At 67.1% G+C, this 23,009-nt stretch carries 20 protein-coding genes; 6 read left to right on the top strand and 14 right to left on the bottom strand.

What is annotated here, in order from left to right:
* Positions 1 to 80: 80 nt before the first annotated feature.
* The 7 genes from ACJ7Z0_RS06810 to ACJ7Z0_RS06840 form a co-directional block, all read right to left on the bottom strand.
* Entirely contained in the window at positions 81 to 3,095 is a 3,015-nt protein-coding gene (locus tag ACJ7Z0_RS06810; RefSeq protein ID WP_434789225.1) for a type VI secretion system Vgr family protein, read from the bottom strand.
* A gap of 347 nt (positions 3,096 to 3,442) precedes the next feature.
* A complete protein-coding gene (locus tag ACJ7Z0_RS06815) occupies positions 3,443 to 4,627 on the bottom strand; it encodes an MFS transporter (RefSeq protein ID WP_434789226.1) in 1,185 nt (394 codons plus the stop codon).
* Positions 4,628 to 4,644: 17 nt separating this feature from the next.
* A complete protein-coding gene (aroC, locus tag ACJ7Z0_RS06820; protein ID WP_055805472.1) occupies positions 4,645 to 5,769 on the bottom strand; it encodes a chorismate synthase in 1,125 nt (374 codons plus the stop codon).
* 32 nt (positions 5,770 to 5,801) lie between these two features.
* Complete coding sequence (locus ACJ7Z0_RS06825) at positions 5,802 to 5,987, bottom strand: hypothetical protein (RefSeq protein WP_126749054.1); 186 nt, start codon at positions 5,985 to 5,987, stop codon at positions 5,802 to 5,804.
* 50 nt (positions 5,988 to 6,037) lie between these two features.
* Positions 6,038 to 7,621, bottom strand: coding sequence for an MFS transporter (locus tag ACJ7Z0_RS06830; RefSeq protein ID WP_434789227.1), 1,584 nt, complete (start codon positions 7,619 to 7,621; stop codon positions 6,038 to 6,040).
* A complete protein-coding gene (locus ACJ7Z0_RS06835) occupies positions 7,618 to 8,082 on the bottom strand; it encodes an SRPBCC family protein (RefSeq protein ID WP_434789228.1) in 465 nt (154 codons plus the stop codon). The genes ACJ7Z0_RS06830 and ACJ7Z0_RS06835 overlap by 4 nt, the downstream gene beginning before the upstream one ends.
* Positions 7,971 to 8,417: an ArsR/SmtB family transcription factor gene (locus ACJ7Z0_RS06840; protein ID WP_434789229.1), complete on the bottom strand. Its 447-nt coding sequence runs from the start codon at positions 8,415 to 8,417 to the stop codon at positions 7,971 to 7,973. The genes ACJ7Z0_RS06835 and ACJ7Z0_RS06840 overlap by 112 nt, the downstream gene beginning before the upstream one ends.
* A 92-nt stretch (positions 8,418 to 8,509) precedes the next feature.
* Between ACJ7Z0_RS06840 and ACJ7Z0_RS06845 the strand changes: the two genes are divergently transcribed.
* Positions 8,510 to 8,932: a cupin domain-containing protein gene (locus ACJ7Z0_RS06845; RefSeq protein WP_434789230.1), complete on the top strand. Its 423-nt coding sequence runs from the start codon at positions 8,510 to 8,512 to the stop codon at positions 8,930 to 8,932.
* 22 nt (positions 8,933 to 8,954) lie between these two features.
* Here ACJ7Z0_RS06845 and ACJ7Z0_RS06850 read toward each other — a convergent pair whose 3' ends face one another.
* From ACJ7Z0_RS06850 to ACJ7Z0_RS06880, 7 genes are all read right to left on the bottom strand, one after another.
* Positions 8,955 to 10,061: an acyltransferase family protein gene (locus tag ACJ7Z0_RS06850; RefSeq protein ID WP_434792623.1), complete on the bottom strand. Its 1,107-nt coding sequence runs from the start codon at positions 10,059 to 10,061 to the stop codon at positions 8,955 to 8,957.
* A 53-nt stretch (positions 10,062 to 10,114) separates the two neighbouring features.
* The gene (locus ACJ7Z0_RS06855; protein ID WP_434789231.1) at positions 10,115 to 11,077 is read right to left on the bottom strand and encodes an NAD(P)H-dependent flavin oxidoreductase; all 963 of its coding nucleotides are present in this window, start codon (positions 11,075 to 11,077) and stop codon (positions 10,115 to 10,117) included.
* 82 nt (positions 11,078 to 11,159) lie between these two features.
* Positions 11,160 to 12,950 carry an acyl-CoA dehydrogenase gene (locus ACJ7Z0_RS06860; RefSeq protein WP_434789232.1) on the bottom strand — a complete coding sequence of 597 codons (1,791 nt, stop codon included), beginning with the start codon at positions 12,948 to 12,950 and terminating at the stop codon, positions 11,160 to 11,162.
* Positions 12,951 to 13,024: 74 nt separating this feature from the next.
* The gene (locus tag ACJ7Z0_RS06865) at positions 13,025 to 13,957 is read right to left on the bottom strand and encodes an electron transfer flavoprotein subunit alpha/FixB family protein (protein WP_434789233.1); all 933 of its coding nucleotides are present in this window, start codon (positions 13,955 to 13,957) and stop codon (positions 13,025 to 13,027) included.
* A gap of 13 nt (positions 13,958 to 13,970) precedes the next feature.
* On the bottom strand, positions 13,971 to 14,720 hold the full coding sequence (locus ACJ7Z0_RS06870) for an electron transfer flavoprotein subunit beta/FixA family protein (protein ID WP_434789234.1): 750 nt from the start codon (positions 14,718 to 14,720) through the stop codon (positions 13,971 to 13,973).
* Positions 14,721 to 14,859: 139 nt separating this feature from the next.
* Entirely contained in the window at positions 14,860 to 16,140 is a 1,281-nt protein-coding gene (locus tag ACJ7Z0_RS06875) for a mechanosensitive ion channel family protein (RefSeq protein ID WP_434792624.1), read from the bottom strand.
* Positions 16,141 to 16,190: 50 nt separating this feature from the next.
* Positions 16,191 to 17,144, bottom strand: coding sequence for a histone deacetylase family protein (locus ACJ7Z0_RS06880; RefSeq protein WP_434789235.1), 954 nt, complete (start codon positions 17,142 to 17,144; stop codon positions 16,191 to 16,193).
* Positions 17,145 to 17,230: 86 nt separating this feature from the next.
* On the opposite strand from ACJ7Z0_RS06880, the gene ACJ7Z0_RS06885 reads away from it, so the two are divergent.
* Genes ACJ7Z0_RS06885 through ACJ7Z0_RS06905 form a run of 5 tightly spaced genes read left to right on the top strand, consistent with a single transcriptional unit; the run spans position 17,231 to position 22,987 of the window.
* On the top strand, positions 17,231 to 18,151 hold the full coding sequence (locus ACJ7Z0_RS06885) for an AAA family ATPase (protein ID WP_434789236.1): 921 nt from the start codon (positions 17,231 to 17,233) through the stop codon (positions 18,149 to 18,151).
* A gap of 37 nt (positions 18,152 to 18,188) precedes the next feature.
* A complete protein-coding gene (locus tag ACJ7Z0_RS06890; RefSeq protein ID WP_434789237.1) occupies positions 18,189 to 19,160 on the top strand; it encodes a DUF58 domain-containing protein in 972 nt (323 codons plus the stop codon).
* A 31-nt stretch (positions 19,161 to 19,191) separates the two neighbouring features.
* Positions 19,192 to 21,210 (top strand): transglutaminase TgpA family protein, encoded by a 2,019-nt coding sequence (locus tag ACJ7Z0_RS06895; protein ID WP_434789238.1) that lies wholly within the window; start codon positions 19,192 to 19,194, stop codon positions 21,208 to 21,210.
* A gap of 54 nt (positions 21,211 to 21,264) precedes the next feature.
* On the top strand, positions 21,265 to 22,356 hold the full coding sequence (gene mltB, locus ACJ7Z0_RS06900; protein WP_434789239.1) for a lytic murein transglycosylase B: 1,092 nt from the start codon (positions 21,265 to 21,267) through the stop codon (positions 22,354 to 22,356).
* Positions 22,357 to 22,360: 4 nt separating this feature from the next.
* Positions 22,361 to 22,987, top strand: a complete 627-nt coding sequence (locus ACJ7Z0_RS06905) for an HD domain-containing protein (RefSeq protein ID WP_434789240.1) — start codon at positions 22,361 to 22,363, stop codon at positions 22,985 to 22,987.
* Positions 22,988 to 23,009 lie beyond the last annotated feature (22 nt).

Raw genomic sequence — 23,009 nt, forward strand, 5'->3', positions numbered from 1 at the left:
TGCGATCCTTCGGCCATTGCCTTGTTTTCCCTCTTTGCCTGGTATTTCTTGTTATTCGAAGAGCACGCGGCAGCCCCGCGTCAGCCCATGAAACCGGGCGTGCGCCCCGCGAGCGCGGGCTGCGTGGCGGCGGTGGCCATGCCCGTCTTGACGCCCGCTGGCACGCCGCCGCTCGCAACGCTGCCCGCCACGTTCGCCATGCCGGCGATCGGCACGCCCATGGGCCCGAGCCGCGCCCCCGCTGCCTGCATCGCCATGCCCGTGGCGGCCTGGCTCGCCTGGCCGAGCAGCGCCTTGGCGCCGCCCTGCTGGATGGCCTGGGCCGCGCTGACGGCCTGCTGCGCCATGCCCGCCGCCTGCGTGACCTGGCCCAGCATGCCCGCGGCCTTGCTGTTCGTGCCTGCAACGCCGGCCAGGGCGCCCGCTGCGCCGCCGGCCGAACCGGCCATGCCGGCCAAGCCGCCCGCGCCGGCCAGAAAGCCCGAGGTCCCCGCCGCATCGGCACCGCCGGCGGTCGGCTCTTTCGCCTTCCAGTCCTTGGGCGTGCCGAAGTAGCTGCCCTCTTCCCATGGATCGCGCGGGTCCTTGCCAAAGGTGACCTTCGCGGTACCGATCGGCAGGCCCGACACGGTCGCGAAACCGTTGCGGTCGAAGGTGCCGGCGTGCGAGCCGCCTTCCGAATCGACCACGGTGAAGTCGCCCTGCGCAACGCCCTGGTGCTTTTCGCCTGTCGGCTTGATGTACTGGTGGTACAGGTCGAGCTGCCCCTTGGGCAGTTGCGGCGGGTTGGGCAGCGAAGGCTTGCCCTCGCTGGCCGGGCCCACGAGGCTGTGCACCGCGGCGTGCTCGCGCCAGGTGCCCGAGGTGCCGTGCTCGATGCCGCCCGAGCTCCAGCGGCTGTAGCTGGAGCCGCCGTTGATGACCACCTCTTCCTTCGCGTGGATGGTGATCTTGTTGGCGGTCTGCGTGATGTTGAGCTTGGCCAGCACGTTGACGCTGTCCTTCAGCGCCTTGATGTCGATGTCGGCGCTGGCCGCCACCAGACGCATGCCGGCCTTGGAGGCGAACATGCGGATGGCGCTCTGCACGCTCACCAGGAAGCTCTTGCCCGCGCTCACGCTGGTGTGGCCGCCGCTGGTGAGCGCGTTGTGCTCGTTGCTCACCATGTGGGTGGAGCCCTGCGCCACGGTCTGCAGGCCCTTGGCGCTGGCCAGCGTGAGGTGCGGCTCCTGAAACTCTGGGAAGTCGCCTTGCTCGCGGTTGCCACCCTGACCCTTGATCGCGTCGTTCTGCTCCTTCAGGCCCTTGGCAACTTCGTCCTGGTCGCCGCTCTCGTGCGCCTCTGCGGCCTGGGCGGCTTCGCTCAGGCCTTCATGCAGGTCGCGCGCCTGCGTGAGCCGGCCGACGGTCTCGCCCATGTCGGTGGTGTGCGCCTGCGCATTGGGCCGCGGCTCGGTGGTCACCAGCAGCCCCCTGGCCGCGCGCGCCACGCCATGTCCGTCGGTGCGCAGCTCGAAGCCCTGCCCGCGCGGCTCCTTGCGCCCCGCGGTGTCTTCGATGCGGCCGATGTGCCCCACGCTCAGCTGGCTGGCCTGGTGGTCGCTGCGCAGCTGCGCCTGGATCTTTCCGTGCGTATCGTCGAGCACCAGGTGATTGCCGCGCCCGCCGCCGAGTTCGCGGCTGCGAATGCCCGACAAGTGTTTTTGCTCCGGCAGCTGCCACGCCGCCATCGTGTCTGCGTTGTAGACGCAGCCGGTGACGATCGGGTAATCCGGGTCGCCGTTCAGGAAGTCGACGATCACCTCCATGCCGATGCGCGGCACCGACACCGCGCCGAAGGTGGCGCCCGCCCAGGCGGTGGACACGCGCACCCAGCAGCTGGAGTTCTCGTCGTCCTTGCCGAGGCGATCCCAGTGGAACTGCACCTTGATGCGGCCGTATTGGTCGGTCCAGATTTCTTCGCCGGCCGGCCCGACCACCATGGCGGTTTGCGGACCGCGGGTGCGCGGCTTGGGCGTGGTGCGCTGCGGGCGCCACGCCAGGCTGGTGGGCTGCACGTCGAAGGCAAAGCGCTGCACCGATCCCTCGGTGGCATCCGCCCCCTCGCTCGCCTGCAGGTTCTCCTGCAGGTGGTAGCTCACGCTCAGCAACAGGTACTGCTGGTTCTGGTCGGCGCGGGGGTGGCCGGTCAGGCGCAGCGTGTGGCCCGTCGCAAGCTCGCGCAGGTTGGAACGGCCGCTGGCGCGGCTGCGCTGGGTCAGCTGCTCTTCGTTGCGAAGACGCGCGTAGGTTTCGCCATCGGCGTGCTGCACGAAGCCACCGGGCCACTCGTAGTTCTCGTAGCCATCGTGGTCATGGCCGGGCGGCATTTGCCGCAGGTGCGAGAGGTCGGCCTTGGGCTTCTCGAAGTCGTAGTCGTTGTTGTAGTGATGGCCCGCGCGCACCTCTTCCGCGGTTTCCCAGGCATAGATGCGTTCGCGCTGGCCCATGCCGGATTTTTCAAGCGGGTGGTAACGCACCGACTCGCCGCCGGGCAGCGGACCGTGCGAGCTTGCGATGTCGTCCGCAAACACCAGAACGTGCTGCGACGCCTCATGCCTGAAGTAGTAGTAGATGCCTTCGAGCTCGCACAGGCGCGAGATGAAGTTGAAGTCGCTCTCGTGGTACTGCACGCAGTAGTCCCAGCGGCGGTAGTCGCCCCGGCTGAGCTTCTTCTCGATGGGATAGCCGTAGCTTCCGAGCACCTCCGTCAATATCTCTGGAACGGTCTTGCCCTGGAAGATGCGGAAGTCGCTGCGCCGCGTGGCAAGCCACAGCCAGGGCCGCAGCTGCAGGCGGTAGAAGGAATGGCGCGCATCTTCCTGCTGCAGGCCGAAGCGGGTCGCAATGCCGCCCAGGTATCGCACGCCGCCGCTTTCGGTTTCCACCGCCACGGCGGAGGCCTTGCCGAGCAGGGCTTTCGGGTCGATGGCGTTGCTGCTGCCCAGCAGCTCGATGTCGAAGGCGTAGAGCTGGCTGAGCGCCTCCCGGCCCACCAGTTGGCGAAATTGCAACGCCTCGCCCAGCGGCGTCTGGATCGTGACGCGGCGGCTCATTGCAGATCCGCAGCCAGCCAATAAGACAAATTGGCTAATGCCAATTCATTCAATAAGAATATTGTTTTCAGATCGAGCTTCATGCTCAGCTCCCCTTCCATTATTTGACAATTATTTTAAATGTTGATTTATCGTAAGAGCCAATGCAAAGGTTAATCTTTCAGGGGAGATGTGGAAGATTTCCGCCTTTTTCTCCCAGCGCCGAGGCCATCGGCACGCACCGCGCCCTACCGCTGCAATTCGGAAAACAATTCTTGTAAGAAGAAATAGCGCATGAAGCGCGAGAATTCGAAGCGCCGAATTCTTTTTAAATCAGGCTCAGCGTTGCGGGCAGTTTGCCGCGCTCTTCAGGCAGCGCTCGGCGCAATTGGCCGTCCCGGCTGTTCCAGCTTCATCACCCGCCACGCACACAGGCTGCCCACTGCCGCCAGCACCGCGGCCAGCGCGAACATGGACCGGTAGCCGACCTCCTGCGCCACGGCACCGCCCAGCAGCACACCCAGCACGCCGCCAAATCCATAGCCGATCACCGTGAAGAGCGCCTGCCCGCGCCCGCGCAGCCGGCCGGGGAAGCGGCGCGAGACGACGGCAATGCAGGTGGTGTGGTGCGCCGCGAAGCTCAGCGCATGCAGCCACTGCGCGACGATCAGCGCCGCGATCCAGCCTCCCAGCCCGGCGGTCAGGCCCAGCCGTGCCACGGCGGCAATGCCGCACACCAGCATCCAGCGCGGCATCGGCAAGAGGCCGATGAGCCGGCCCTGCAGAAAGAACCAGACGATCTCGGCCACCACCGACAGCGCCCAGAGCAGGCCGATGACGCTTTTGCCGTAGCCGAGCGAATCGAGGTACAGCGAGAAGAATGCGTAGACCGAGAAGTGCGACATCACATGGAAGAACAGGGATGCAAAGAACCACCGCACGGCCGGAATTCGCAGCACCGGCCCGATGGGCTCTTTCACCGCATCGTGCGCCGCCACCGGCTCGCGGATGTCGGGCAGCTTCATCGTCGCGATCAGCACGACGGCCAGCGTGCCCGCCGCCCAGGCCGGAAAGTGCTTCATGCCGAAGCGCTCGAACCACTCGCCCGCAAAGAACACCGTCACCAGAAAGCCGGCCGAGCCGCACAGCCGGATGCGCCCGTAGCGCCCCCAGTCGCCGGCCACCAGTTGCGCCATGGCGGCCTCGGTGAGCGACATCATCGAGCTGGTGTGGGTGAACATCACCAGCAGCACCAGCGCCAGCCACCACGCGCCGCCGTGCCACCAGAGCCCGAAGGAGCTGGCCAGCGCCACCGCCGCGCTGAAGCGCAGCAGCTTCACGCGCTGGCCCGTGTGGTCGCTGAGCGCGCCCCAGGCATAGGGGGCGAACACTCGCGTGATCGACTGCACCGAGGCCAGCAGGCTGATCGTGAAGATCGGCAGCCCCAGGTCCTTGAGCCACAGCGGCAGGTAGGGGTTGAAGAAACCGATGTGCGCGAAATAGCTGGCCGACAGACCAGCGAACGCCAGCAGGTGGCCGCGTCCGGCGGCCACTGGTGGCGGGAGAGGCACTAGAGGAAGGACGCCTGCGGGGACGCGGCTTCGGTCGTTTCGTCTTGCGCTTTTTGCTGTTGCTGCGCGTCGCCGCACTGCGCGCGGTTGCGCAGCGCGTGCTCCATGACCACCAGCGCAAGCATGGCTTCGGCGATGGGCGTGGCGCGGATGCCGACGCATGGGTCGTGGCGGCCCTTGGTGACCACCTCGACCGGGTTGTTGTGAATGTCGATCGACTGGCGCGGGCTGATGATCGAACTGGTGGGCTTGATCGCGATGCTCACTTCCAGGTCTTGCCCCGAGCTGATGCCGCCGAGGATGCCGCCCGCGTTGTTGGTGACAAAGCCGGTGGGCGTGATCGAGTCGCCATGCGTGGTGCCGCGCTGGGTGATGCTGTCGAAGCCGGCGCCGATCTCGACCGCCTTCACGGCGTTGATGCCCATCATCGCGTAGGCAATCTCGGCGTCGAGCTTGTCGAACAGCGGCTCGCCCAGGCCGATGGGCACGTTGGTGGCCGTCACGCGAATGCGCGCGCCGCACGAATCGCCGGCCTTGCGCAGGCGGTCCATGTACGCCTCGAGTTCGCTCACGTCGGCAATGGGCGCAAAGAACGGATTGTTGGGCACATGGTCCCAGCTCTCGAACGGAATGGCGATTTCGCCGATCTGCGTCATGCAGCCGCGAAACACCATGCCGTATTTCTCGGCCAGCCACTTCTTGGCGACCGCGCCGGCCGCCACCATGGGCGCCGTGAGCCGTGCCGAAGAACGCCCGCCTCCGCGCGGATCGCGAATGCCGTATTTCTTCCAGTAGGTGAAGTCGGCATGGCCGGGGCGAAACTGCTGGGCGATCTGGCCGTAGTCCTTGCTGCGCTGGTCGGTGTTCTGGATCAGCAGCGCAATCGGGGTGCCGGTGGTCTTGCCTTCATAGACGCCGGAAAGAATCTGCACCGCGTCGGGCTCGTTGCGCTGGGTAACGTGGCGGCTGGTACCAGGGCGCCGGCGGTCGAGGTCGCCCTGGATGTCGGCTTCGCTCAGTTCCATGCCCGGCGGGCAGCCGTCGATCACGCAGCCGATGGCCGGGCCGTGCGACTCGCCAAAATTGGTGACCGCGAAGAGAGTTCCGAATGTGTTGCCGCTCATGGCGGGGATTATCCCCACAAAGCGGCGGCCACTCAGTCTGTCGTGTTTTCCATGCGCTTGGTGAGCGTGCCCAACTGCAGTTCGATGGAGAAGAGCCGCTCGTTCAGAACGGCGGTCTGCAGCCGTATCGCCTCGATGATGGCCTTGGTCTGCGGATCCGAGGTGTTTTCGGACAGTTCCGCCAGGTCATGCAGCTTCTTGCGAAGTTCGTTGCTCATGGGAGGCTCCGTTCATCGTCTCGTCGTGGAGCCTGCAGTATGGGTCTTCGTCAGCGCTCGGGCAATGCATCCGATGGCGCCTTGGGCTGCGCGGCCTCTCCGGCGCTGCGCAGCCGCACGGCCACCAGCGCACCTACCGCAAGCAGCACCGCCGCGCAAATCCCGGCCGTCAGCCGAAGGCCATGCAGCAAGGCGGCCCGGCCCGCGTCGAGCAGTTCGGTGCTGGCAGTGCCTCCGAGTTGTCCTGCCAGGGCCACCGCCCCGCCGAGCGTGCTGCGCGCCGCTTCCACCTCGGCGGCCCCCGCCAACCCCACCGGAACGGCGTCGGCCATCGTGCTACGGTAGATGGCCGCGCCAATGCTGCCCAGAATTGCGATGCCGAGCGCACCGCCAAACTCCGAACTCGTTTCCGAAATGGCCGAGGCCACGCCTGCGCGCTCGGGCGGCGCGCTGCCCACCACCAAGTCGGTGGCCAGCGTAAAAACAGGTGCCAGGCCGAGGGAGGAAATGACGGTGCTGCTCACCATCCACGCCAGGCCGCCCTCGGCAGGAAGCACCACGAGCATCGCGAATCCCAAGGCCGCGACACCCAACCCGCCGCCCATCACAAACGCGGGCCGCATGCGGCGCACCAGCGCGGAAACCACCATGGAGCCGGCAATGAAGGCGGCCGCACTCGGCACGCTCCAAAGGCCCGCATGCAGCGGCGAGAGCCCGAGCACCAGCTGCAGGTATTGCGCGTTGTAGAGAAAGATGCCGAACATCACGAAGCAGGCCAGCATGTAGGCCGCCAGCGAGACGCTGAAGGCAGGCAACCGGAACAGGCGCAGGTCGATCATCGGGTCGACGAGCCGCCGCTGCCTGCGCGCGAATGCCCACCCAAGCGCCACGCCCGCCGCGATGGCCAGTGCCGACACGGCATCCGGCCCGTGCTCCGCCACCTGCTTGATGCCGTAGATGGCTGCCAGCACCGCGCCGAGCGAAAGCGCCACGCTGGCCAGGTCGAGCCGTCCCGCTTCCGGGTCGCGGTATTCGGGCAGCAGGATGGGGCCGAGCACCAGCAGCAACACCATCACCGGCACGCCGATCAGGAACACCGAGCCCCACGGAAAGAACTGCAGCAGCACGCCACCCAGCACCGGGCCGATGACCGCGCCGGCCGAGTAGCTGGAAATCCAGACGCCGATGGCCACCGTGCGCTGCCCCGGATCGAGAAACATGTTGCGGATGAGCGAGAGCGTCGACGGTGCGAGCGTCGCGCCCGCCACGCCAAGCAGCGCCCGGGTGGCTATGAGCATGTTGGCGCTGGTGGAAAACGCGGCCAGCACCGAGGCGATGCCGAAGGCCGCCGCGCCAATGAGCAGCAGCCGCCGCCGGCCGATGCGGTCGCCCAGCGTGCCCATGGTGACCAGCAGCCCGGCGACGAAGAAGCCGTAGATATCGACAATCCACAGCAACTGCGAGGCGGTGGGCTTGAGGTCTTCGCTGATCGAGGGAATCGCAAGGTTCAGCACCGTGAGATCCATCGAATACAGCATGCACGGCAGCGCGATGACGGCCAGCCCCGTCCACTCGCGCGCCGTTGCGCGGGCCGGCGTCGGTCTGCCGGCAGGCTCGTCGCGCCGGCCGGTCATTCAGCCGCTTTCGCCAACCATCGCTCGAGCTTGAGCATGGCGCCGGTCCAGCCGTAGTTGTGTCCGTCGCGCGCGGCTTCGTCGAAGAACTGCTCGTGCCGCAGGACCAGTTCGCAGCCGTTGCCGTCGGGCTCGATCAGCACGGTCACGCGCGACTCACGCTCCGGCGTGCTGCGCCAGGCCCAGCTGAAGACCAGCTTGCGGTTGGGCACGAGCTCCTGGTAGACGCCGCTCACGTCGTGCGTCTCGCCGTCGGCCGCAAGCATGGCCACGCGAAAGCGCCCGCCCACGCGCAGGTCGACTTCGGCCACGGGGACGGAAACGATCTCCTCAGGGCCGAACCAGGCTTTCAGCGCTTGCGGGTCGGTCCACGCGCGCCAGACCTTTTCGGGGGCGACGGGGTAGTGCCTGCGGAGGGTGAGCGAGGGGCGCTCTTTGGCGGGGGCGGCAGGTTTTGCCATTCGGTCTCCTCTTGATGATAGAGATAGCGCGCCAGCGCATCGAGGCGCCCGGTCCAGAATTTCTCATACCGCGACAACCACACGGCAGCCTCCTGCATGGGCCGCGGCGAGAGTTCGCAGCGCACGATCCGGCCCTCTTTCGTGCGCGAGATGAGGCCGGCATCCTCCAGCACCCGCAGATGCTTCATGAAGCCGGTCAGCGACATCCCATGCGGCTCGGCGAGCTCGGTCACGCTGAGGCTGCGCTCGCCCAGCGTTTCGAGCACGGTGCGGCGCGTCGGGTCTGAAAGCGCGGCGAACACGGCGTCGAGCGTGGCAGCATCTGGGTGAACCATGTGGTTGAGTATCTCGCACCCGGCGCCGTTTGGGAACGCTTTATGCGTGCTGCAGCGCAGCACCACCCTCAAAACCTGCGAAGGAGCGCCCCATGCTGGACCGAACCGCCACCCAGTTCTCCCACGTCAAACCCGGCGACACCGAGTACGTCTCGGGCGGCCTGCGCGATTTCTTTCTCTACCGCGACCTGGGCATTGCAGAGGCCACCAACGGCAAGGTCATTGCGCACCTCGTCAAGGCCAACATGGCACCGGAAACGGGCACGGGCTGGCACCGTCACGAGGCCGACTTCCAGATCGTGCTGATGCTCAAGGGTTGGGCCCGCTTTATGTACGAAGACAAGGAAACGCTGGTCGAGGCCGGCGACGTGGTGCACCAGCGGCCCGGCATCCGGCATTTTCTTTTTGACTACTCGCCGGACATGGAATACCTGGAGATCGTCTCACCGGCCGACTTCAAGAGCATCGACGTCGATCCGGTGTGCGAGATTCCGCCGCCCACGCCCTGGCCCTGACCATGGCGCAGGGCCTGCAGGGTCAGGCCGAGACCAGCATCCCGCTGACCAGCAGCGCCGCGAACAGGGCGGTCACCGCGCGCCACGATGCGGGGCGCACTTCGACCCAGCGGTACAGCAGCAGCGCAGCCGCCACCGAAAGACCGAAGGTGGCGGCCATGCCCAGCGCATCGATCCAGGCCGCATGCGGCCTCATCTGGCCGACCGCGGCATTGGTGGCCAGAAGCACCGGAAAGTGGATCAGGAACAGCGAGTACGAGATGCGGCCCAGCCGCTGCAGCGGCATGGCTGCGTCCGGCCAGCGTGCCATCGACAGCCATTCTTGCCGCTGCGCGATGGCAATCAGCAACGCGCTCACGAGCGCCGTGGCAATGCGGCTGCGCCAGTCGATGGCGAGTGCGCCGGCGCCGGCCAGCGCCAGCAGCACGATGGCGCCCTGCCAGGTGCTGGCGCGGGTCGCGCGCCCGATCCAGAACACCAGCATGCCGAGCCCGTAGGCGCCGAAGAAGTAGAGCGCCGTGGCGTCGAGATCGGCGTTGCGGTTGAAAAGCACCAGCGAGGCCAGCACAACCCCCAGCACCAGCGCCACGGATATCCAGCGTTCGCGCGAGGCCGGTGCGGCCGGCGTCCGCCGCCACAAGGCCGGCAACCCCATGAGCGTCAGCGCCAGCACAAAGAGCTGGAAGTCGATGGCCACGTACCAGACCCCGGTGGACAGCGACTCGTATCCGAGCAGGTCCTGCATCAGCAATCCATGCGCGAGCAACTGGCCGATGCTGGGCGAGGCCGGCACGTCGTCGCCACTCATCCAGGGGCGCACGATGGCGGCCACCAGCACGCACACGGTGAGCGCGGCCAGGTAAGGCATGACCAGGCGCCCGTAGCGCTGAAAGATGCGCGCCAGGGGACGATCGACGCGCAACACGCCGTCGGGTGCGAGGCTGGCCGCCGCCAGAAAGCCCGCGATCACCAGGAAGACCTGGACGGCAAGACGGCCGTCATCGGCCAGCCAGCCCAGGAAATCCGGCGCCAGCGGAAAGGCCCCCACCGGCATCGAGCCGTAGCGCGACAGGTGATGCCCGACGATGACCGCGCAGGCGATTCCTTTTGCGATGTCGAGCAGCGGCATCCGCCCGCGTTGCGCAGGCTGCTGGGCGGCAGCCGCCATGTTGCCAGCGCCGCTCAAAGTGCGAGCCGCTGCCTTGCTTCGAAGTATTCGCGCTTGAGCTTTTCGATGAACGCAGCCGCGCTGGCCACTTCGGTCACGGCGCCGATGCCCTGGCCCGAGCCCCAGATGTCTTTCCAGGCCTTGGCCTTGCTGCCGTCGCCGCCGCCGAAGTTCATGGTCTTGACGTCGCCTTCGGGCAGGTTGGCCGGGTCCATGCCGGCCTTGACAATGCTGGGCGCCAGGTAGTTGCCGTGCACGCCGGTGAAGAGGCTGGAATAGACGATGTCGTCGGAGGTGCCGTCGACGATGGCCTGCTTGTAGTCTTCGCTGGCGCGTGCTTCCTCGGTGGCGATGAAGGCGGTGCCGATGTAGGCGAAGTCGGCGCCCATGGCTTGCGCAGCCAGCACCGCGCCGCCCGTGGCGATGGACCCCGACAGCGCGATGGGGCCGTCGAACCACTGGCGGATTTCCTGCACCAGCGCAAAGGGGCTCTTCGTGCCCGCATGGCCGCCGGCACCGGCCGCCACCGCAATGATGCCGTCGGCGCCCTTCTCGATCGCCTTCTGCGCGAACTTGTTGTTGATGATGTCGTGCAGCGTGACGCCGCCGTAGCTGTGTACCGCGTCGTTCACGTCGGTGCGCGCGCCCAGCGAGGTGATGACGATAGGCACCTTGTACTTGACGACCATTTCCATGTCGTGCTCGAGGCGGTCGTTGCTCTTGTGCACGATCTGGTTGATGGCGAACGGCGCGGCGGGCTTGTCCGGGTTGGCCTTGTTGTAGGCCGCGAGTTCCTCGGTGATTTCGGCCAGCCAGTCTTCGAGCTGCGCCGCGGGCCGCGCATTGAGGGCCGGCATCGAACCGACCACCCCCGCCTTGCATTGGGCGATCACAAGCTTCGGGTTGCTGATGATGAAAAGCGGCGAGCCGATGATCGGCAGCGGCAGGTTGGCGAGCACGGGGGGCAGCTTGGACATGTCGTCTCCGGGATAAGGTTTCGGTTTTATATAAGAGGAAGGCCGTATCGCCCGTCAGGTGGGCGACACGGCGGGCCGTGGGTCAGAACGCGTCGAGCGCCAGTGCCGTCACGCTCTCGGCGCCTTCGACGATGCTGTCGCGGATGCCCGGCACCTTGTTGAGGATGTGCTCGGCGTAGAAGCGCGCCGTGGCCACCTTGGCCTGCATGAAAGCGGTATCGACGCTGCGGGACGCCAGGTCTTCTGCAATGAGCAGCGAGCGCGCCAGCTGCCAGCCCGCCACGAGGTTGCCCGCCAGCATCAGGTAGGGCACGCTGCCCGCGAACACCGCATTGGGCGATGCCTTGGTCTGGCCCGCGACGAAATCGACCACGTCGACGAACGCCAGGCGCGCGGCCTTCAGGCGCTTCAGCACGGCCGCCGCTGCGGCGCTGTCGCTCTTCGCGAGTTCAGCCTCGGTCTTCTCGATCTGCACCGCAATGGCCTTTGCGGTCTGGCCGCCGTCGCGCGCGGTCTTGCGGCCCACGAGGTCGTTGGCCTGGATGGCGGTGGTGCCTTCGTAGATCGTCAGGATCTTCGCGTCGCGGTAGTACTGCGCCGCGCCGGTCTCTTCGATGAAGCCCATGCCGCCGTGCACCTGCACGCCGAGCGAGGCCACTTCAAGGCTCATCTCGGTGCTGTAGCCCTTGACCAGCGGCACCATGAATTCGTAGAACGCCTGGTTCTGCTTGCGCGCATCCGCATCGGGATGGTGGTGCGCGGCGTCGTAGGCCGCAGCGGCCACGGCCGCCATGGCGCGGCAGCCCTCGGTGTAAGCGCGCATCGTCATCAGCATGCGCTTGACATCGGGGTGGTGAATGATGGGGGCGCTGGCGTTGATGGAGCCATCGACCGGCCGGCTCTGCACGCGGTCCTTCGCGTAGGCCACGGCGTGCTGGTAGGCGCGCTCGGCAATCGCGATGCCCTGCATGCCCACGGCATAGCGGGCCGAGTTCATCATGATGAACATGTACTCCAGGCCGCGGTTCTCCTGGCCCACGATGTAGCCGACGGCACCGCCGTGGTCGCCGTACTGCAGCACGGCGGTGGGCGAGGCCTTGATGCCCATCTTGTGTTCGATGCTCACGCAGTGCACGTCGTTGCGTTCCCCCAGCGATCCGTCCTTGCCGACGAGGAACTTGGGCACCACGAACAGGCTGATGCCCTTCACGCCTTCGGGCGCGCCGGTCACGCGGGCCAGCACCAGGTGCACGATGTTCTCGGCCATGTCGTGCTCACCGTAGGTGATGAAGATCTTGGTGCCGAACACCTTGTAGGTGCCGTCGGGCTGCGGCTCGGCGCGGCTGCGCACCATGGCAAGGTCGCTGCCGGCCTGCGGCTCGGTGAGGTTCATGGTGCCGGTCCACTGGCCGCTCACCAGCTTCTCCAGGTACACCGCCTTGAGTTCGTCGGAGCCGGCCGTGAGCAGCGCCTCGATGGCGCCATCGCTCAGCAGCGGGCACAGCGCGAAGCTCATGTTGGCCGAGTTGAGCATCTCGCCGCAGGCCGCGCCGATGGTCTTGGGCAGGCCCTGGCCGCCGAAGTCCGCCGGATGCTGCAGACCCTGCCAGCCGCCCGACACGTACTGCGCAAAGGCCTCCTTGAAGCCCGGCGTGGTTGCGACCTCGCCGTCCTTGAAGGACGACGGGTTGCGGTCGCCCGCCACGTTCAGCGGCGCGACCACGTCCTGGTTGAAGCGCGCGCATTCCTCGAGCACGGCCTGCGCGGTTTCGAGGCCCGCGTCTTCAAAGCCGGGCAGCTTGGCGATCTCGCCGATGTTGGCCAGGTGCTCGATGTCGAACAGCATGTCCTTGAGGGGGGCGGTGTAACTCATCTCATGTCTCCAGATACAGCGGATACGAAAAGGGCATCGCGAACGATGCCCTCTGGCTCAGTGCAGCGATGCGATCAGAGCGCCTTGACGAGTTCCGGCACGGCCGTGAACAGGTCGGCCACGAGACCGTAGTCGGCCACCGAGAAGATCGGCGCTTCTTCATCCTTGTTGATCGCCACGATCACCTTGGAGTCCTTCATGCCGGCCAGATGCTGGATGGCGCCCGAGATGCCGCAGGCGATGTACAGCTGCGGCGCCACGATCTTGCCGGTCTGGCCCACTTGCCAGTCGTTGGGTGCGTAGCCCGCATCCACCGCGGCGCGGCTGGCGCCCAGGCCCGCGTTGAGCTTGTCCGCCAGCGGCGTCATCACCTCGGTGAACTTCTCGGCGCTGCCCAGAGCCCGGCCGCCCGAGACGATGATCTTGGCGGCGGTGAGTTCGGGGCGGTCGCTCTTGGTGACTTCGCGGCCCACGAAGCTGGACTTGCCGCTGTCGGCCACGCCTTCGGCGGTTTCAACAGCTGCGCTGCCACCGGTGGCGGCTGCGGCGTCGAAGCCGGTGGTGCGCACGGTGATCACCTTGGTGGCGTCGGTGCTCTGCACGGTGGCGATGGCGTTGCCGGCGTAGATCGGGCGCTCGAAGGTGTCGGGGCTCACAACCAAAGTGATGTCGGAGATCTGCGCCACGTCCAGCTTGGCGGCCACGCGCGGGGCGACGTTCTTGCCGTTGGCGGTCGAGGGGAACAGGATGTGGCTGTAGTTGGCCGCGATGGCCAGCACCTGGGCGGCGACGTTCTCGGCCAGGTTCTCGGCCAGGCTCGGGCTGTCGGCCACGATGACCTTGGCCACGCCCACGATCTGGGCGGCGGCCTTGCCGGCTTCGGCGGCATTGGCACCGGCGACGAGCACGTGCACGTCGCCGCCGCAGGCCAGGGCTGCGGTCACGGTGTTGAGGGTCGCGGGCTTGACGGTCGCGTGGTCGTGTTCGGCAATAACTAGTGCGGTCATGTCGTTGTCTTCCTCAGATCACTTTGGCTTCGTTCTTGAGCTTGTCCACCAGGGTGGCGACGTCGGGCACCTTGATACCGGCGCCGCGCTTGGGCGGCTCGCTGACCTTGAGGGTCTTCAGGCGGGGCTTGACGTCCACGCCCAGGTCTTCAGGCTTGAAGACGTCGAGCGTCTTCTTCTTGGCCTTCATGATGTTGGGCAGGGTGACGTAGCGCGGCTCGTTCAGGCGCAGGTCGGTCGTGATGACGGCCGGCAGGCTGAGGGAGATGGTCTCCAGGCCGCCGTCGACTTCGCGCGTCACGGTGGCCTTGCCGTCAGCCACTTCGACCTTGGAGGCGAAGGTGGCTTGCGGCAGGTCGGCCAGCGCGGCGAGCATCTGGCCAGTCTGGTTGGCGTCGTCGTCGATGGCCTGCTTGCCCAGGATGACGAGCTGGGGCTGTTCCTTGTCGACCAGCGCCTTGAGCAGCTTGGCCACGGCCAGGGGTTGCAGCTCTTCGGTGGTCTCGACCAGGATGCCGCGGTCGGCGCCAATGGCCATGGCGGTGCGCAGGGTTTCCTGGCACTTGGCATCACCGCAGGAGACGGCGATGACTTCGGTCACGACGCCCTTTTCTTTCAGGCGAACCGCTTCTTCCACGGCGATCTCGTCGAACGGGTTCATGCTCATCTTGACGTTGGCAATGTCCACCCCGGTGCCGTCGCTCTTCACGCGCACCTTGACGTTGTAATCGACGACCCGTTTGACAGGCACTAGAACCTTCATTGACTTGACTCCATTGGGATTGCAAAAAGGGGGCTTCGAGGGCAACCGGTCATTTTAGAGTCCGACCTTCGCCGCCTCTGCGTTCGTATCGGTTTGTACCGTGGGGCAACAAAAAAAGAACGGTCGTGCTTTTTCGAGATTATACGGCAGCGTCGCGCGGTCCGGAAACGCCCGGTGGCAGAGACTCCACGCGCAGCACGCGCTGGGGATACGGAATGTCCACGCCCGCGCTGCGCAGGCCTTCGAGAATGGCGATGTTGATGGCCGAGCGCACGTTGTCCTTGCCCTTGTCGGGGTCAGCAACCCAGAAGTTCAGAACGAACTCGAGTCCGTCGGGGGCAAAGTTGGCGAGAAAGGTCACCGGCTCAGGGTCCGTCATCACTCGCTCTTGCGACTTGGCGGCGCTGCAAAGAATGGACTGGACCTGCGCCACGTCGCTGTCGTAGCCCACCACGACGCTGGTCGTGATGTTGAACTTGCGGTCCGCCATCGAGAGGTTCTCGACGCGGCTGGTGATAAGCGATTCGTTCGGCACGATGGCCTCGCGGCCGTTGCCCGCGCGGATGAGCGTGTAGCGGGTCTTGATGTCGGTGATGCGGCCTTCGAAGGTGTCGACCTTGACGTTGTCGCCAATGCGGATGGAGCGTTCGAGCAGGATGACGAAGCCGCTCACGTAGTTGGCCGCCAGCTTCTGCAGCCCGAAACCCAGGCCCACGCCAAGCGCGCCGCCCAGCACCGAGAGCGCCGTGAGGTCGACCCCCACCGCCGACAGCGCGAACAGCAGCCCGACCAGCAGCAGGATGGCGCGCACCGCATTCGAGGCGACCTTGCGCATCGAAAGATCGGACACGGCCTCGAACAGGATGCGCTTCTCGATGGTGGCGGCAATCCACAGCGCGATCACCAGCACCAGCCCGGCCGACAGCGCGCCCTGGACGATGGTTTGCAGGCTGACGCGCGTCTTGCCGAACGACAGGGTGATGTTGTCGAGTTCGGCCAGCACCGGCGGCAGCAGCCCGACGATCCAGAGAATGGCGGCAATCCAGGCCAGCCACGAGATCGTGCGCTCCAGCAGCCGCACCAGGTTGGAGGTGGGAAACACCGCCCTCATCACGCGCGCGAACAGGCGGATGACCAAGAGCGACAGGAAAACCGACACCGCGATGCGCAGCACCAGCACCGGCTGGAAGCCGTTCACCGCGCGGCGGGCGAGCTCGGTGAAAACCAGCGCCAGCAGCGGAAACAGCACGCCGTCGAAGGTGCGCTCGCCGAACCAGATCGAATCCTTGGGCTGGTCGCGCCCGAACCAGCGGCTTGCCACCCAGGCCAGGGCCACGCAAGCCACCAGCGCGGCCAACTCGATGCCCAGGCCGCGCGCGTCGACCTGGCCCAGGCGTTGTGTGAAATCGTTGAAGTTCATCTCTTGGGAAAACATGGCGCCGTCATGGCGCCGTATTTGCGCCTGCGGCTCTACAGATCGGCAAGGACGCGGATGTGCGCTTCCACGCTGCGGGCCAGCGCATCGAGGTTGTAACCGCCCTCGAGCATCGAGACGATGCGGCCGCGCGCATGGCGCCTCGCAACGTCCTGGATGCGGCTGGTGATCCAGGCAAAGTCGTTCTCGGTGAGGCCGAGCTGGCCCAGGTCGTCCTCGCGATGGGCGTCGAAGCCGGCACTCACGAAGATCATCTCCGGCGCGAATTCCTCGAGCCGGGGCATCCAGCTGGCCTCGATCAGCTCGCGCACGTCCATGCCCCGGGTATAGGCCGGGATCGGCAGGTTCAGCATGTTCGAAGCCGGGCGCTCGGTGCCGCTGTACGGGTAGAACGGATGCTGGAAGAAACCCACCATCAGCACGCGCGGATCGTTCGACAGGATGTTCTCGGTGCCGTTGCCGTGGTGCACGTCGAAATCGACAATGGCCACGCGCTCCAGGCCGTGCACCTCGAGCGCATGCCGCGCCGCGATGGCCACGTTGTTGAGAAAGCAAAAGCCCATGGCCTGCTCGCGGCAGGCGTGGTGCCCGGGCGGGCGCACCGAACAGAACGCGTTCTCGATCTCGCCCGCCACGACCGCGTCGGTCGCGGCAATGGCGGCGCCGGCGGCGCGGCGCGCGGCCAGCAGTGTGAAGCGAGTCAGGATGGTGTCGGGATCGAGCTGCGCATGGGTGGGGCCGCCCGCCGGCTCGTCGGCCACCAGGCGCTGGTGAAGCTCTTCGAGATATTCGAGGTGCGCCTCGCTGTGCGCCCGCGTGATCTGCGACAGTGTGGCCAGCGGCACGTCCCGGTGTTCGAGGGCATCGCCCACGCCGGTGAGCAGCAGCCTGTCTTCGATGGCATCGAGCCGTTCGGGACATTCGGGGTGGCCCCGGCCCATGTCGTGCTTCCAGCAGTCGCGATGTGTGAAGTACCCGGTCTTGCCCATGTCTTTGCCGTGTCTCTGTCGTATCTAGACCTCACACAGCATGGGGCCGGGCGGTCTTACGGTATCGTTTGCATATGGATACAAATATGGACGTCGCTGCGAAGCTTGCCACTTTGCTGAGTCAGCTTAACACGGTGATCGTAGGCAAGGAGCCCCAGGTGCGCGACTGCGTGGCATGCCTGTTGGCGGGCGGGCACCTCTTGATCGAGGATGTGCCGGGGGTCGGCAAGACCACCCTCGCCCATGCGCTGTCGCACACCTTCGGCCTCCAGTTCTCGCGCGTGCAGTTCACGGCCGACCTGATGCCGGGCGACCTGTCGGGCGTGGCCATCTACGACCGGGGCCAGCAGGCCTTCGTGTTCCACCCCGGCCCGATCTTCGCGCAGGTGCTGCTGGCGGACGAAATCAATCGCGCCAGCCCCAAGACGCAGAGCGCGCTGCTCGAGGCGATGGAAGAGAAGCAGGTCACCATCGAGGGTGAAACGCGGCCGCTGCCCACGCCGTTCTTCGTGATTGCCACCCAGAACCCGCAGGACCAGCTCGGCACCTTTGCCCTGCCGGAGTCGCAGCTCGACCGCTTCCTCATGCGCATTTCGCTCGGCTATCCCGACCGCGCCGCGGAGCGCGAGTTGCTCGCGGGCGCCGACCGCCGCGAAATGCTGGCCACCCTGCCCGCCATGCTGACCGCCGGCGAGCTGACGGCGCTGCAGCAGCGCGTGCAGCAGGTGCATGCCGCCGATCCGCTGCTGAACTACGTGCAGGACCTGATCGCCGCCACGCGTTCCGGCCGGTGGTTTTTGCAGGGCCTCTCGCCGCGGGCCGGCATTGCCGTGCTGCGCGCCGCCAAGGCGCAGGCGCTGCTGGCCAACCGCAGCTATGTCGCGCCCGACGACGTGCAGTCGATATTGCCGCAGACCATCGCGCACCGCCTCACCCCGGTGGGCGATGCGGGCCGGGGCGCCGTGGAGCAGGTGCGCGCGATGATCGCGGACGTGCCGCTGCCATAAAGATGAATCCGCCCGTGAACCAGACGCATTGCCACCGATGATCGCGTCGCTACGCTCGCGCATCGACGGCTGGTTCCTGTCGCGCCGGCCGCCTTCGGACACGCTGGAGCTCACGCAGCGCAATGTCTACATCGTGCCCACGCGCGCCGGCTGGCTGCTGGGCGCCACGCTGCTGGTGCTCTTGATCGCGTCGATCAACTACCAGCTCAACCTCGGCTATCTGCTGACCTTCCTGCTCGCGGGCAGCGTGGCCGTGGGCATGCATGTGTGCCACGCCACGCTGCGCGGCCTGGCCATGCACCTGACGCCGCCCGAGCCGCATTACGCGGGCGCCGCCGCCGTCTTTCGCGTGGTGCTGCACAACACGCGGCGCAGCGTGCGCTACGGCATCGGCATGGCGGTGCGCGGCAGCGGCCAATGGGCCTGGACCGACGTGCCGGCCGAAGGCAGCGCCACGGTCGAGATCGCCTTCCAGCCCGAAAGGCGCGGCCTCCACCCGGTGCCGCCCCTGACGGCCGAAACCCGTTTTCCGCTCGGAACCTTCCGTGTCTGGACGGTGTGGCGGCCCGCCGCGCAGATGCTGGTCTACCCAACGCCCGAGGCGCATCCGCCGCCGCTGCCGCCCGGTGAGCCCCTGTCGGGTCCGGCGGCCACGTCCGCTGCCCTGCGCGCCCAGGCCGCCGGGGAATACGACGGCCTGCGGGCCTACCGGCGCGGCGACCCGCTCAAGCTCGTGGTTTGGAAAAAGGCGGCCCGCGCGCAAGCCACCGGGTCGGAAGACCTGGTGAGCCGCGACACGCAGCAAGCCCAGCGCGAAGAGCTGTGGCTCGACGCGCAGGCGGCCAACGTCGCCGACACCGAAGCACGTCTTTCAAGGCTTTGCGCATGGGTGCTGATGGCAGACCGGCTGGGCGTGGACTACGGCGTTCGCGTGGCCGGACGGGTGGTGCAGCCGTCGCAGGGCGAGGCGCACCGCAGAGCCTGCCTGGAAGCGCTGGCCCTATGTTGACCGCCCGCTTCTTCCGCCCGGAGCGCCGCGCATGAACAAGTTCATGCGCGAAATCTCGGCGCTGCCACGGGACGCCAGGGACACCCTGTTCCTGCTGATGGTCATCGCACTCATCGTGCTTCCACAGGCCGAGAACCTGCCCTGGTGGTGCACGGCCATCACCGCGATGATCCTGGTGTACCGCGGCACGCTGGCCATCGAAGCCCGCCCGCTGCCGGGCAAGTGGGCGCGCGTGGGCCTGCTGGCGCTGACGCTGGCCGCCACCTACGCCACGCACCGCACCCTGCTGGGCCGCGACGCCGGCGTCACGCTGGTCGTGATCCTGCTGGCCCTCAAAACGCTGGAGCTGCGCGCGCGCAGGGACGCCTTCGTGCTGTTCTTCCTGGGCTTCTTCGCGATGCTCACGAACTTCTTCTACTCGCAGTCGCTGATGACCGCGGTCACCATGCTGCTTGCGCTGCTGGGCCTGCTCACGGCTTTGGTCAATGCGCACATGCCGGTGGGCAAGCCGCCGCTGAAGCTGGCGGCGCGCACCGCCAGCTGGATGGCCTTGCTGGGCGCGCCGATCATGCTGGCGCTGTTCCTGCTGTTTCCGCGTTTCGCGCCGCTGTGGGGCACGCCCGCGGACGCCATGGCAGGCCGCACCGGCTTGTCGAACACCATGCGCGTGGGCACCATCGCCGAACTGGCGCTGGACGACCGCATTGCGGCGCGCATCAAGTTCGAGAACGACCGCGTGCCGCCGCAGAGCCAGCTTTATTTCCGCGGCCCGGTGCTCACGCAGTTCGACGGGCGCGAGTGGACGGCGCTGCCGAGCTGGTCGCGCGGCGGGCCGGCTTCGGGCAACCTGCGCACCAGCGGCCAGCCGGTACGCTACGAGATCACGCTCGAGCCCAGCCACCGGCCCTGGCTGCTCACGCTCGATGCGGCGCAAAGCCCGCCCGAAGTACCCGGCTTCGAAGTGCTGGGCACGCCCGACCTGCAGTGGCTCGCGAACCGCCCGATCTCCGACCTGGTGCGCTACCGCGCCGAAAGCCATACGCAGTTCGCGAGTGGCCCGACGCGGCAGACGGCCGCGCTGCGCCCATACCTGGCGCTGCCGCCCGGATCGAACCCGCGCACCGCCGCGCTGGCCACTGAAATGCGCGCCCAGCCCGCCATGGCCAACGCCGACACGCAGGCCTTCGTTCGCGCGGCGCTGCAGCGGCTGCGCACCGGCGGCTACACCTACACGCTGGAGCCGGGCTTTTATGGTAACGACACGGCCGACGAGTTCTGGTTCGACCGCAAGGAAGGCTTCTGCGAGCACATCGCCTCGGCCTTCGTGGTGCTGATGCGCGGGCTGGGCGTTCCGGCGCGCATCGTGACCGGCTACCAGGGCGGTGAACTCAACAGCGTCGACAACTTCTGGGTGCTGCGCCAGAGCGATGCGCATGCCTGGGCCGAGGTCTGGCAGGAAAGCGTCGGCTGGATGCGCGTCGACCCGACCGGCGCGGTGTCGCCGGGGCGCGTCGGCCAGCAGCAGCGGCTCGTGCCCCAGCCAGGCCTCTTTGCCGGTGCCATCGGCGCGATGAGCCCGACACTGGCGCAGAACGTGCGCGCCGCCTGGGAAGCCGTGAACAATGGCTGGAACCAGTGGGTACTCAACTACACCCAGAGCCGCCAGCTCAACCTGCTGAAGAGCATGGGCTTCGAGACGCCAAGCCTCGAAGACCTGGCCTACGTGCTGCTCTACCTGCTGGTGGGCGCAAGCCTGGCCGGCGTGGGATGGGCCTTGTGGGAACGCAGCCAGCATGACCCATGGCTGCGGCTGCTGGCCCAGGCGCGCGCGCGCCTCGCCAAGGCAGGCCTCCAGGTGCCAGAGACGGCGCCGCCGCGCCAGATGGCCGCGCAGGCTGAAGCTCGCTTCGGCCCCGCTGCCCAGGCGGTGCGCGACTGGCTGCTGAAGCTCGAAGCCCAGCGCTACGCCGAGGCCTCGCCCAATTCGCTGGGGGCACTGCGCACCGAGTTCCGCCGGCTGAACTGGCCCGTGCCGAACCCCAAGCGCTGAAACCGCATGTGTCCCGCGAAGGCGGGCTCGCGGGCGGACGGCACAATCGCGCCCATGCGATTTTTTCTACCTGCGCCGCCGCGCGCCGCTGCCGTCATCCTGCTCGCCGCTTGCTGCGCGTGGTCCCTGGGTGCACAAGCCCAGAAAACCGGCAACGGCCGCGCGGTGAAAACCGTGGCCGGCAGCACGCCCTACGCCACCCGCGACGACGCCATGCGCTTTGCCGACGACGTGGCCGAACGACGCGGCCTCGACCGCGAATGGGTGCGCGCCACCATCGGCAGCGCCCGCTTCCTGCCGAACGTGCCGCGCCTGATGTTGCCCGGGCCTGTCGGCTCGGTGAAGAACTGGCAGGCCTATCGCAGCCGCTTCATCGACGCGACGCGCATCGCCGCCGGCGTGCGCTTCTGGCGCGCCAATGCCGAGACGCTCGCGCGGGCTGAAGAGGTGTACGGCGTACCGCCGGAAATCATCGTCGGCATCATCGGCGTCGAGACCATCTACGGCCGCAACATGGGCAACTTCCGGGTGATCGATGCGCTGTCCACGCTGGCGTTCGACTTTCCGCAGGCCCACCCGCGCGCGGCCGAGCGCGAAGCTTTCTTCCGCGGCGAGCTGGAGAGTTTTCTCAGCACCAAGAGCCGCACCTCCGACGATCCCCTGCGGCCCGTGGGCAGCTACGCAGGCGCCATGGGCATGCCGCAGTTCATGCCGAGCAGCATCGCCAAGTACGCGGTCGATTTCGACGGCGACAGCCGCATCGACCTGGTCGACAACCCCGCCGACGTGATCGGCTCGGTCGCCAATTACTTCAAGGCCTTTGGCTGGACACCCGGTATGCCCGCCGTCTACCCCGTGCATTTCGAAGAGGCCCGACTCAAGAAGGCGATGCTTCTGGCACCCGACATCCTGCCGAGCTTCAGTGCCGACAGCTTCGTGGCGGCTGGCGCGGTGCCTGAAGGCGAGGGCCTGCTGCACAAGGGCCTGCTCGCGCTGATCGAGCTGCAGAACGGTGCCGATGCGCCACCGACCTATGTGGCGGGCACGCGCAACTTCTACGTGATCACGCGCTACAACTGGAGCAGCTACTACGCGATGTCGGTGCTCGACCTTGGCCAGGAGGTCAAGGCCGCGATGGAGCAATGACGCCGTGACACCCGAGGTGCTGCTGGCCAACTGGAACGCCGCGTGGCGCGCGCTGGGCGTGGCCTCTGCTGACGAGGCGCTGTGCATCGAGCTCCAGCGCCGCTACAGCGAGCCGCAGCGCCACTATCACACCCTGCAGCATCTGGGCGAATGCCTGACGTGGTTCGAGCGCGAGCAAGCGCTGGCTGAGCGCCCGGGCGAAGTCGCGCTTGCGCTCTGGTTTCACGACGCGATCTACGACGTGCATGCCCACGACAACGAGGCACGCAGTGCCGAATGGGCGCGTAGTGCCCTGCTCGCGTCCGGCGTGCAAGCCGAGTCGACCGAACGTGTGCACGCCCTGGTGATGGCCACGCGGCACGATGCCGTGCCTGAAGGCCGCGATGCCGAGTTGCTGATCGACATCGACCTGTCGATCCTCGGTGCGGAGCGGGAGCGCTTCGACGAATATGAACGTCAGGTGCACGCCGAATACGCCTTCGTGCCCGACGCGGTGCGCTTGCCGCGCCGCCGCGCCATCCTGCAGCGCTTCCTGGCACGGGAAGCGATCTACGCCACGCCCCGGATGCATGCGCTGCTGGAGGCACGCGCTCGCGCCAACCTGGCGCGGTCGATCGCGGCAACAGCCTGATCCTGCAAAGCGCGGGCGAGAC

Origin of the sequence: Variovorax palleresanus (assembly GCF_051144945.1) — a bacterium.
Taxonomy (GTDB): Bacteria; Pseudomonadota; Gammaproteobacteria; order Burkholderiales; family Burkholderiaceae_C; genus Variovorax; species Variovorax paradoxus_S.

Coding starts and splice junctions, on each gene's coding strand:
- ACJ7Z0_RS06810 (WP_434789225.1), bottom strand. CDS start 3,095: ATGAGCCGCCGCGTCACGATCCAGACGCCGCTGGGCGAGGCGTTGCAA.
- aroC (WP_055805472.1), bottom strand. CDS start 5,769: ATGAGCGGCAACACATTCGGAACTCTCTTCGCGGTCACCAATTTTGGC.
- ACJ7Z0_RS06825 (WP_126749054.1), bottom strand. CDS start 5,987: ATGAGCAACGAACTTCGCAAGAAGCTGCATGACCTGGCGGAACTGTCC.
- ACJ7Z0_RS06830 (WP_434789227.1), bottom strand. CDS start 7,621: ATGACCGGCCGGCGCGACGAGCCTGCCGGCAGACCGACGCCGGCCCGC.
- ACJ7Z0_RS06835 (WP_434789228.1), bottom strand. CDS start 8,082: ATGGCAAAACCTGCCGCCCCCGCCAAAGAGCGCCCCTCGCTCACCCTC.
- ACJ7Z0_RS06840 (WP_434789229.1), bottom strand. CDS start 8,417: ATGGTTCACCCAGATGCTGCCACGCTCGACGCCGTGTTCGCCGCGCTT.
- ACJ7Z0_RS06845 (WP_434789230.1), top strand. CDS start 8,510: ATGCTGGACCGAACCGCCACCCAGTTCTCCCACGTCAAACCCGGCGAC.
- ACJ7Z0_RS06850 (WP_434792623.1), bottom strand. CDS start 10,061: ATGCCGCTGCTCGACATCGCAAAAGGAATCGCCTGCGCGGTCATCGTC.
- ACJ7Z0_RS06855 (WP_434789231.1), bottom strand. CDS start 11,077: ATGTCCAAGCTGCCCCCCGTGCTCGCCAACCTGCCGCTGCCGATCATC.
- ACJ7Z0_RS06860 (WP_434789232.1), bottom strand. CDS start 12,950: ATGAGTTACACCGCCCCCCTCAAGGACATGCTGTTCGACATCGAGCAC.
- ACJ7Z0_RS06865 (WP_434789233.1), bottom strand. CDS start 13,957: ATGACCGCACTAGTTATTGCCGAACACGACCACGCGACCGTCAAGCCC.
- ACJ7Z0_RS06870 (WP_434789234.1), bottom strand. CDS start 14,720: ATGAAGGTTCTAGTGCCTGTCAAACGGGTCGTCGATTACAACGTCAAG.
- ACJ7Z0_RS06875 (WP_434792624.1), bottom strand. CDS start 16,140: ATGAACTTCAACGATTTCACACAACGCCTGGGCCAGGTCGACGCGCGC.
- ACJ7Z0_RS06880 (WP_434789235.1), bottom strand. CDS start 17,144: ATGGGCAAGACCGGGTACTTCACACATCGCGACTGCTGGAAGCACGAC.
- ACJ7Z0_RS06885 (WP_434789236.1), top strand. CDS start 17,231: ATGGACGTCGCTGCGAAGCTTGCCACTTTGCTGAGTCAGCTTAACACG.
- ACJ7Z0_RS06890 (WP_434789237.1), top strand. CDS start 18,189: ATGATCGCGTCGCTACGCTCGCGCATCGACGGCTGGTTCCTGTCGCGC.
- ACJ7Z0_RS06895 (WP_434789238.1), top strand. CDS start 19,192: ATGAACAAGTTCATGCGCGAAATCTCGGCGCTGCCACGGGACGCCAGG.
- mltB (WP_434789239.1), top strand. CDS start 21,265: ATGCGATTTTTTCTACCTGCGCCGCCGCGCGCCGCTGCCGTCATCCTG.